Source organism: Candidatus Omnitrophota bacterium (genome assembly GCA_016929445.1).
In the GTDB taxonomy this organism is placed as follows: Bacteria; Omnitrophota; Gorgyraeia; order JAFGIU01; family JAFGIU01; genus JAFGIU01.
On record JAFGIU010000123.1, the window covers coordinates 1 to 9,159 of the forward strand.

Here is a 9,159-nt window from a genome sequence, read left to right on the forward strand (position 1 = left end):
AGGCCTCGGTCTTGGTGGACACCATGCTGGCCTCCCTGGCCTTTATTGTGGGCGAGGGCGGCGTGGCCGCGCTTTACTACGCGAGCCGTCTGGTGCAGCTTCCCCTGGGAATCTTCGGGATCTCTGTGGCCCAGGCTGCGCTTCCCACGCTTTCACAGCAGGCCTCCTTACAGGATATGGACTCTTTCAAGGCCACCCTGCTATCGGCTCTGCGCGCGACACTGGTGATTACGATTCCGGCGAGTGTGGGCCTTGTGCTCTTGGGCCGGCCGATTGTGGAAACCCTATTTCAGAGAGGGGAGTTTACTGCTTACTCCAGTGAAATTACGTCCTTTGCCTTGATGTTTTATGCTTTCGGGCTTTGGGCATTTGCGTGGAATAAGATATTGGTCGCTGCTTTTCACTCCATGAAAGATACCCGTACTCCGGTCAAAGCGGGCGCAGCGGCTCTGGGCGCGAATATTGCCCTGAATTTGATCTTGATGTGGCCTTTGGGAATCGGCGGATTGGCTTTGGCGACTGCTTGTTCCAGCACCTTGAGCTGTGTTCTTCTGATGCGCTGGCTGGGCGTCCGGCTCCAAGGCCTGAATTTTGCACAGGCCCTGCGTGTACCCCTGATGCGTGTCGGAGCGGCGACCTTATTGATGGCGGTCTTCTGTGTGGCCACAGCCGAAAAGCCCCTGTTCTTCTCGATCGGCGGTTCCATTGTTCTCTATGGAGTCGGCTGTGTCCTCTTGAATGTGGAGGAAGTAAAAGTCTTGACTCGGAAATGGCGCCGCACATGAGTGAGCCCAGGCTAAAAACACTGCAGGAAAAAATCCGGAAGTTGCCCCATCAGCCCGGTGTCTATTTCTTCAAAGACGGGAACGGCGAGGTGCTTTACGTGGGAAAGGCGAGTTCCTTGCGTAAACGCGTGGCCTCCTACGTGCGGCCCACAGGTTTGGCGCCGCGTACCGAATCCCTGATGAAGAGGGTCGTTGACATGGACTATATGGTCACGCGCACCGAACACGAGGCTTTGATCTACGAAGCGAGTCTGATTCAAGAAAAACAGCCCAAGTACAATGTGGTCTTTCGCGATGACAAGAGCTATCCGTGGCTGCGCGTCACGGATAAGGAGAAATGGCCGCGCGTTTTAGTGGACCGCAGGCGCAAGAAGCTCAAGGAGAAAGCGCTTTGGGTCGGTCCCTTTACGGACGCGGGGGCGCTCAAGGCCGCGGTTAAGAACCTGAGACAGATCTTTCCCTTGCGCAGTTGCAATACGCTACCCGAAAGTGCGTGTCTGGATTTTCATTTGGGACTTTGTTGTGCGCCCTGCATCGGAAACGTGAGTGAGGACGAGTACCGGTCCATGGTGCAGGATTTTGTCACTCTGGTCAGTTCCGGACGCGAAGGACTCATCAAGGAATTGCGGGACCGGATGAATCGGGCGGCGGCCTCCCTGGAGTTTGAGGAAGCGGCACGCATTCGAGATACTTTGACCGCCTTGGGTTCCCGGGCTGTGATGCCTGCGGGGAAATACGCCGTACCCTCTTCGGTCCCCGCACTGCGCCTACTCAAGGAAGATTTGAAGCTCAGCGTTTATCCCCGGCGCTTGGAGGCCTTTGATATATCCAATATCCAGGGCGCTCAGACAGTGGCCTCCATGGTGGTTTTTGAGGACGGCAAGCCTCTTAAGGCAGATTACCGGCATTACAAGATTAAGGATGTGGAGGGCATTGACGATTTTGAGTCCATGCGCCAGGTGGTGCGCCGGCGTTACCAGCGTTTGGTGCGCGAGAAAAAGGCGATGCCGGATTTGATTGTGGTTGACGGAGGCAAGGGCCAGCTTTCGGCTGCTCACGGGGAACTCCTGTGTTTGGGCCTGAACAAACAGGCCCTTATCGGGATTGCCAAACGGGAAGAGGAAATCTTTTTGCCGGGCCGGAGCGCGCCGGTCCGTCTGAGCAAGGATTCGGGTTCTTTGCAGTTAGTCCAGCGGATCCGCGACGAAGCGCATCGTTTTGCCGTCACGCATCACCGCAAGCTGCGGGCCAAACAGGCCGTGCTATCCTTGTTGGACCAGATCCCGGGTGTGGGAGAGACCCGGAAGGCGCAGTTGCTGGAGCATTTTGGCACGCCTTTGGCTGTGGCTCGCGCCAGTGAAGAGGAGCTGCGGCAGTGCGAGGGGATTAGCGCGAACAGGGCCGCGCAGATACGGGAGTACCTGGATGAATCTTGGCGATATTGAAGAATACTTGGCGATTTGTTCGCCCTTCCAGCGCAAAGTCTACCGCGCCATTCTCAAAATTCCGAAAGGCCAGACGCGCTCCTATGGCTGGGTGGCTGAGCAGGCGGGCCGGCCCGGTGCGGCGCGCGCCGTGGGCAATGCGCTCCATCGCAACCAGCTCTCGCCCCTCATTCCGTGTCACAGGGTCGTCAAGAGCGACGGCTCCTTGGGCGGATTTGCCAAAGGTCTTGCCGCCAAGCGCCGCTTGTTGAAGGCAGAAGGGTATGAATGTTGAAGATTCCGGGAACGATTCTTGCATTTTGTGTGTGGGCCTACGTCTATGGACCGCTCCCGGTTCATGCCGCGTCTCCCCAAGTCCTGGAGCTTAACCGTCAGGGCGTGGAGGCCATGAATGACGCGCGCGTGGAAGAAGCGCTGGAGTATTTTCAAGAGGCCTACGCGCTCGCTCCTGAAGAAGAGGTGATCCAAAAGCATTTGGCCGTGGTCCTGAACCAGCGGGCTACGCAACTTCTGCGCAACAGTGATCCTGAGCCGGCCATTGAGCTGTTGAACCGGGCCTTGGAGCTGGACCCTCAGGCCGAGACCGTGATCCACAATCTGGCCCAAGCCCATCTCTATCTCGGCCGGGCCCTGATGGAAATTCACAGAGCAGAGGAGGCAGAACCCCATTTGCGGCGCGCCCGGGAGCTCTGGCCCGAGGAGCCGCTTTCTTACGTGCTCCTGGGGAGTATTGCCTACGATCGCCAGGACTTGGCGGATGCGGAAAACCTTTGGCAAAAAGCCTTGGAGCTGGATCCGGACCTGAGCGAGGTTGAGAAGGCTTTGGACAAATTGCAAAGGGAACGTCCTGTAGAGGACAATTTCAGACGCGTGGGCGTGTTTCCGTTTGAATTGCGCGTGGACGAAGCCCTTGATCCGTTTGATGAACTGCGCATGCGCACCCTGCTTAACCAGGTCTATAGAGAAGTCGGACAGGATTTTGGCTACTGGCCCAAGCATACGGTTGTGGTGCTTGTGTATCATCCGGACAATTTTAGGAGGGGCGTGGATATGCCTCACTGGGCAGCGGGCGCCTATGACGGCAAGGTGCGCGTCGTGGACCGGGACTATGAGGATCTCCCTCTCCCCAATTTGGTGCGGCACGAGTACACGCACGCGGTGATTCACGAACTTGCTCAGGGGCGCTGCCCGCGCTGGTTCAATGAGGGCTTGGCTGAATGTGAGGGAGGCTACCGGCCGCTGGTGGAACTGGAGTACCTGCGCTTGGCTATCGAGCAGAACTCTCTCTATGCTTTTGATGCGTTGGATGCCGCTTTTGACAGCCCCAACCCGGATGAGGTGCGCTTAGCCTACTACCAATCCACCATGCTTGTGCGCTACTTGATCGACCGCTACGGGTTCTGGTCCATCCGCCAAATTCTGGAGGACTTGGGGCAAAATCCGGACCTGCAGAGCATCCTGCAGGAGCGTTGTGCCCTCAGTCTCGAGAACTTCAGGCGCCAAGCCGTCCGCCATTTCCTGCAAAATTTGGACTAATTTCAGGGACGGTTCTCGCCAACACCATCGGAGTCTTAGAGTTAGGTGAGATCCGTCCCCATTTAACGACCTGCCTCGATATGCTACAATCGTGGTTTATATCAGGAGCCCAAATGACCCTCAAAGAGATCCGCGAACAACTCGACCAGTTGCGCCACAAGCTGCAAAGCTTAAGGGGGTACCTTTGACGCTGAAAAGCGGCAGGAGCGTATCAGGGAGTGTGAGGCGGAGATGGCGGACCAGGGATTCTGGAATGATCCTGCGCGAGCTCAGGAGACGGTGCAGCGCCTCAAGCAGGAAAAGGGGGTGCTGGAGCCTTTTCTGAATGCGCTGCAGGACTACGAAGCCCTGGGTGAACTTTTGGGCATGGTCGAGGCCTCCGACCATGAGACTCTGGCGGTTCTGGAAAAGGACCTCAAGTCTCTTTCAGCCACAGTCGGCAAATTGGAGTTTCAGAAATTGCTGGGCAGCCCCCACGATTCGGCCAACGCCATTTTAAGCGTCAACGCGGGCGCCGGAGGAACCGAATCCTGTGACTGGGCCGCAATGCTCTTGCGTATGTATGCCCGCTGGGCCGAGATCCGGAAGTTCAGTACGGAGATGATCGATTCCCTTTCCGGCGAGCAGGCGGGTATCAAGAATGCCACGCTCATTATTCGGGGGCGGCACGCCTACGGCTATCTCAAGGCGGAGATCGGCGTGCACCGGCTGGTACGCATCTCGCCCTTTGACGCGAATAAGCGGCGCCACACCTCTTTTGCTTCGGTGGATGTGATTCCCGAGATCGAGGACGCGGCGGAGATTGAAATCAATCCCAGTGATTTGCGTGTGGACACCTACCGTTCCAGCGGGGCGGGAGGCCAGCATGTGAATGTGACGGATTCGGCGGTGCGCATCACGCACTTGCCCACAGGTATTGTGGTGCAGTGCCAAAACGAGCGCTCTCAGCACAAGAATCGCGCCACGGCACTCAAGGTTTTGCGTTCCCGGCTCTACGAAAGAGAATTGGAAGAGAAGCGCAAGGAGCTGGACCAGGCCTACGATCAAAAGCAGGAGATTGCCTGGGGCAGCCAGATTCGCTCCTATGTGCTGCATCCCTATAATTTGGTGAAGGATTTGAGGACGGATTACGAGACGTCGAATACATCGGCCGTATTGGACGGCACCTTGGACGGATTCATGGAAGCCTATCTGAGGTGGACGGCGGAGAATAGAAAATGATCAATTGGATCATCAATAAAATTTTGGGTACGGTGAACGAACGCCATTTGCGCGTCTTGCGCGAGATGGCGGTACAGGTCAACGGCTGGGAGGAAAAATTCCAGGCCATGAGCGATGCCGAGTTGCGCGCCATGACCGGTGATTTCCGCGAGCGCATCAAGCATTATATGGAGGTCGAGGCTCAAGGAGCCGGGGACTCCAGAGAGCGCCAGGCGATCGAAAACAGGATTCTTCGGGAGATCCGGGCTGAAGTTTTCGCGGTGGTGCGCGAGGCCAGCCGCCGCGTTACAGGGATGCGCCACTTTGATGTGCAGCTTGTTGGCGGAGCTGTTCTGGACGAAAACAAGATCGCCGAGATGACCACGGGTGAAGGGAAGACCCTGGTTGCCACGCTTGCCGCCTACCTCAACGCGCTCTCCGGCCAGGGCGTGCACGTGGTGACCGTCAACGACTACCTGGCCCGCCGCGACCGCGAGTGGATGGGCCCCATCTATGAATTCCTCGGTTTGAGCGTGGGAACCATCCAGCACGACATGATGCCCCAGGACCGCCGCGTGGCCTACGCCTCGGATATCACCTACGGCACCAACAATGAATTCGGTTTTGATTACCTGCGCGACAACATGGCCATCCGCGTGGAAGACCGTGTGCAGCGCCAGTTGCACTTTGCCATTGTGGACGAAGTGGACTCTATTCTCGTGGACGAGGCGCGCACGCCGCTGATTATCAGCGGCCCGGCAGAGGCCTCAACCGAACACTACTATCAAATCAACAAGCTGGTCCCGCGCCTGGAGGCGGAGACCCACTTCACTCTGGACGAGAAGAGCAAGAATATCAGTCTTACGGATGAGGGCATTGTGCGCGTGGAAGAGCTTTTGGGCATTGACTCCCTCTACGACATGCAGCACATGGAGCTGGCCCATCATGTGGTGGCCGGCTTGCGCGCGCACTATCTGTTCAAGCTCGACGTGGATTATATGATCAAGGACGGCGAGGTCGTGATCGTGGACGAGTTCACGGGCCGGCTCATGCCCGGCCGGCGCTGGAGCGACGGCCTGCACCAGGCCATTGAAGCCAAAGAGGGCGTGACCATTGCGCGCGAGAATCAAACTCTCGCGACCATTACCTTCCAAAACTATTTCCGTATGTACGACAAACTCGCGGGCATGACCGGTACGGCCATGACCGAGGCGACCGAATTCAAGCAGATTTACAACCTGGACGTGGTGGAGATACCCACCAACAGGCCTTTGGTCCGCAAGGCCTATTCCGATGTGATCTACCGCACTCGCAAAGAGAAATTTGATGCCGTGGTCAGGGAGATCGCCGAGCTGCACCAGAAAGGGCAGCCGACATTGGTGGGCACGATTTCCATTGAAGTCTCGGAGCATCTTTCGCGTTTGTTGCAGCGCGCGAATATCCCGCACACGGTTTTGAACGCCAAGTACCACGAGCATGAGGCCGATATTGTGGCCCAGGCCGGCCGTAAGGGCGGGGTGACCATTGCCACGAATATGGCGGGCCGCGGTACGGATATTGTGTTGGGCGGAAATCCCGAGGCCCTGGCAAGGAATCTTTTCCAACAGCGTGAGCTGGAGGGCAAGCCTCTTTCTGAAGAAGAACAGAAGAAGGTTTTGGCGGAATTCAAGGCGCGCCAGGAAAAGGAACACGCCGAGGTGGTCGAAGCCGGGGGGCTGCATGTGCTGGGCACGGAGCGGCATGAAGCGCGGCGCATCGACAACCAGCTGCGCGGCCGTTGCGGCCGGCAAGGCGACCCGGGCTCCAGCCGTTTTTATCTTTCTTTGGAGGACGACTTGATGCGCGTGTTCGGATCGGACCGGCTGAGCCGCGTGATGGAGCGCCTGGGTATGGAAGAGGGGCAGGACATCCAGCACCCCTTGGTCACCAAGTCCATTGAAACCGCGCAAAAGCGCGTCGAGAGCCACAACTTTGATATCCGCAAGCATCTGCTTGCCTATGACGGGGTCACGAACACGCAGCGCCTCATTGTCTATGGTGAACGCCGCAAGATCCTGGAGGGTGAGAATCTCAAAGAATATATTCACGAGCTGCTGGAGGATATTGTCGAAGAGCAGGTGGCGATCACTTTAGGTGAAAACCAGCACAAGGAAGACTGGGATCTGGGCGCGCTCAAGGAATGGGCTCACAATTTTGCGGGCGTGGATTTGGAGATCAAAGAGGCCCAGGAGCGCGAGGATATTGCGGAACAGATGGTCGAGGGCCTTAAGGTCGCGTACGAAACAAAAATCCAGAGCCTGGGCGTTGAGGTCATGCGCCATATGGAAAAGCAGGTGCTCCTGCATGTGCTGGATTCCAAGTGGAAGGACCATCTTTACAACATGGATCAGTTGCGCGAGGGAATCGGGCTGCGCGGCTATGGGCAACGCGATCCGCGTGTGGAGTACCAGCACGAGGGTTTTGACATGTTCGAGGAAATGATCTCCAACGTCAAGACCGAAGCCGTGAGCCTGTTGTATCGTTTGGCGCCCGCCACGGAAACACGGCAGACCAGTGTGTTCGAAAGTGTGCCGCAGCAGTTCATCCACGCCGAGGCTTCGGGTTTTGACCCGGCCCGGGGTCCTGCGTCCGGAGCGGGCGGGCTCATGCCCCCGCCGCAGCGTCCCCAGGGCGGCGCGCCACAGCCCTTCCAACGCGAAATGGCCAAGGTAGGTCGCAATGATCCCTGTCCCTGCGGGAGCGGAAAAAAGTTCAAGAAGTGCCACGGCGCTTAAGACTGTCATCCCCGCGAAAGCGGGGAGCTACTTGCTTCTGACTGCCGTTCTCCACACCCTGGCTTTTTGTGAGATCGGTGCGCCCTGGCTTGCCGGTTTTGCATGGGTTGCGTTCTTACCCTTCTTCCTTCGCCTCAAAACCGTCACTTCAGCGCGTCAAGCCTTTGTTTTTGGTTATCTCACCGGTGTTGCCGTTTTTGTGCCCTTACTGTATTGGCTTTGGCATGTCACGGTCTTTGGGTGGCTGCTCCTGAGCCTGGGGATGGCGCTTTACGTTGCGCTCTTTGCGGTGATTGCGTTTTGGCTGAGCCGGCGCAGCGCCCTGGTTGCCGTACCCGCTGCCTGGGTAGTGGTGGAGTGGTTGCGCGCCAATCTGTTTTCGGGGTTTGGCTGGGCGCTGCTGGGTTATTCGCAGTACCGATTCCTTCCTCTAATTCAGATTTCGGAGTTTACCGGAGTTTACGGCGTGTCCTTTTTGGTCATGGCCGTTAATTGTGTTTTGGCTGAGCTCATCTTTGAGTTGAGCCGCGGACAGGTGCGTGGCCTGACTTTGACCCAGGCCTTGGGTGCGGTGCTGTTGGTGGTGACGAGTCTGGGCTACGGGGCAGCGCGTTTGGCCGTGGCCGCGCCCGCGGAGGCCTCCTCCGAACTCAAGGTGGCGGTGATCCAGGGGAATATCCCGCAAGAGCGCAAGTGGCAACCCGAATTTGCGGACGATATTTTTTGGGTGCACCAGGAGCTCACCAAACAGAGTCTGGAACAAGGGGCAGAGCTCATTGTGTGGCCCGAGACCTCGGCTCCCGGTTACGTAAACATAGAACCGATTCTGGAAGAGACCCTGGCGGAGCTCGCGGGGCAGGGGAAGAGCGCGCTTTTGGTGGGAGCGCCCAGCTTGGATTTGGAAACAGGTTTCTTCCCTGAATACTTCAACAGCGCCGTGCTTTTGACGGAACAGGGCATTGAGGAACGCTACGATAAACTGCACCTGGTTCCCTACGGGGAGTACATTCCGGGCGAACGCTGGATGCCGGTTTTGAGGCAGCTCATTGTGACAGGCGATTTCTCGCCGGGAAAAACCCCGCACGTGTTTACCTTGTATCCGCAGCCGCACCACAATCCTCAGCGCGTGGAGCCTGCGCGATTTGCGGTCATGATTTGTTTTGAGGATGTGTTTGCCCCGCAGGTGCGCAGCTTTGTGCGGGCCGGCGCGCAGTTCCTGATCAATATCACCAATGACGCGTGGTTTGGGCGATCGGCTGCTCCTTTCCAGCACTTGGCGGCTTCGGTTTTCAGGGCCGTGGAGTTCGGCCGCAGCGTGGTGCGCTCGGCCAACACCGGGGTCTCGGGTTTTGTGGATTCCTACGGCCGGATTTATTCCCCGGTGTCCGGTTCCAACGGGCGCTGGACTTGGGTGGAGGG

The 9,159-nt window shown here is 57.7% G+C and carries 7 protein-coding genes; all 7 read left to right on the forward strand.

Annotated features, from left to right (window positions below):
- Positions 1–785 (forward strand): polysaccharide biosynthesis C-terminal domain-containing protein (locus JW937_09635; protein MBN1587668.1); only part of this gene is annotated, 785 nt, incomplete at its 5' end.
- Positions 782–2,230: an excinuclease ABC subunit UvrC gene (locus tag JW937_09640; protein MBN1587669.1), complete on the forward strand. Its 1,449-nt coding sequence runs from the start codon at positions 782–784 to the stop codon at positions 2,228–2,230. The genes JW937_09635 and JW937_09640, both read left to right, overlap by 4 nt.
- On the forward strand, positions 2,211–2,504 hold the full coding sequence (locus tag JW937_09645) for an MGMT family protein (protein ID MBN1587670.1): 294 nt from the start codon (positions 2,211–2,213) through the stop codon (positions 2,502–2,504). Before JW937_09640 ends, JW937_09645 begins: the two co-directional genes overlap by 20 nt.
- Positions 2,498–3,766 carry a tetratricopeptide repeat protein gene (locus JW937_09650; protein ID MBN1587671.1) on the forward strand — a complete coding sequence of 423 codons (1,269 nt, stop codon included), beginning with the start codon at positions 2,498–2,500 and terminating at the stop codon, positions 3,764–3,766. The genes JW937_09645 and JW937_09650 overlap by 7 nt, the downstream gene beginning before the upstream one ends.
- A gap of 113 nt (positions 3,767–3,879) precedes the next feature.
- Positions 3,880–4,987 (forward strand): peptide chain release factor 2 gene (prfB, locus tag JW937_09655; GenBank protein ID MBN1587672.1). Its coding sequence is split into 2 segments (ribosomal slippage): positions 3,880–3,951 and positions 3,953–4,987, totalling 1,107 coding nucleotides; the frame shifts between segments, so codons are not numbered across the junction.
- On the forward strand, positions 4,984–7,740 hold the full coding sequence (gene secA / locus JW937_09660) for a preprotein translocase subunit SecA (protein MBN1587673.1): 2,757 nt from the start codon (positions 4,984–4,986) through the stop codon (positions 7,738–7,740). The genes prfB and secA overlap by 4 nt, the downstream gene beginning before the upstream one ends.
- Positions 7,685–9,159 (forward strand): apolipoprotein N-acyltransferase (gene lnt / locus JW937_09665; protein ID MBN1587674.1); only part of this gene is annotated, 1,475 nt, incomplete at its 3' end. The genes secA and lnt, both read left to right, overlap by 56 nt.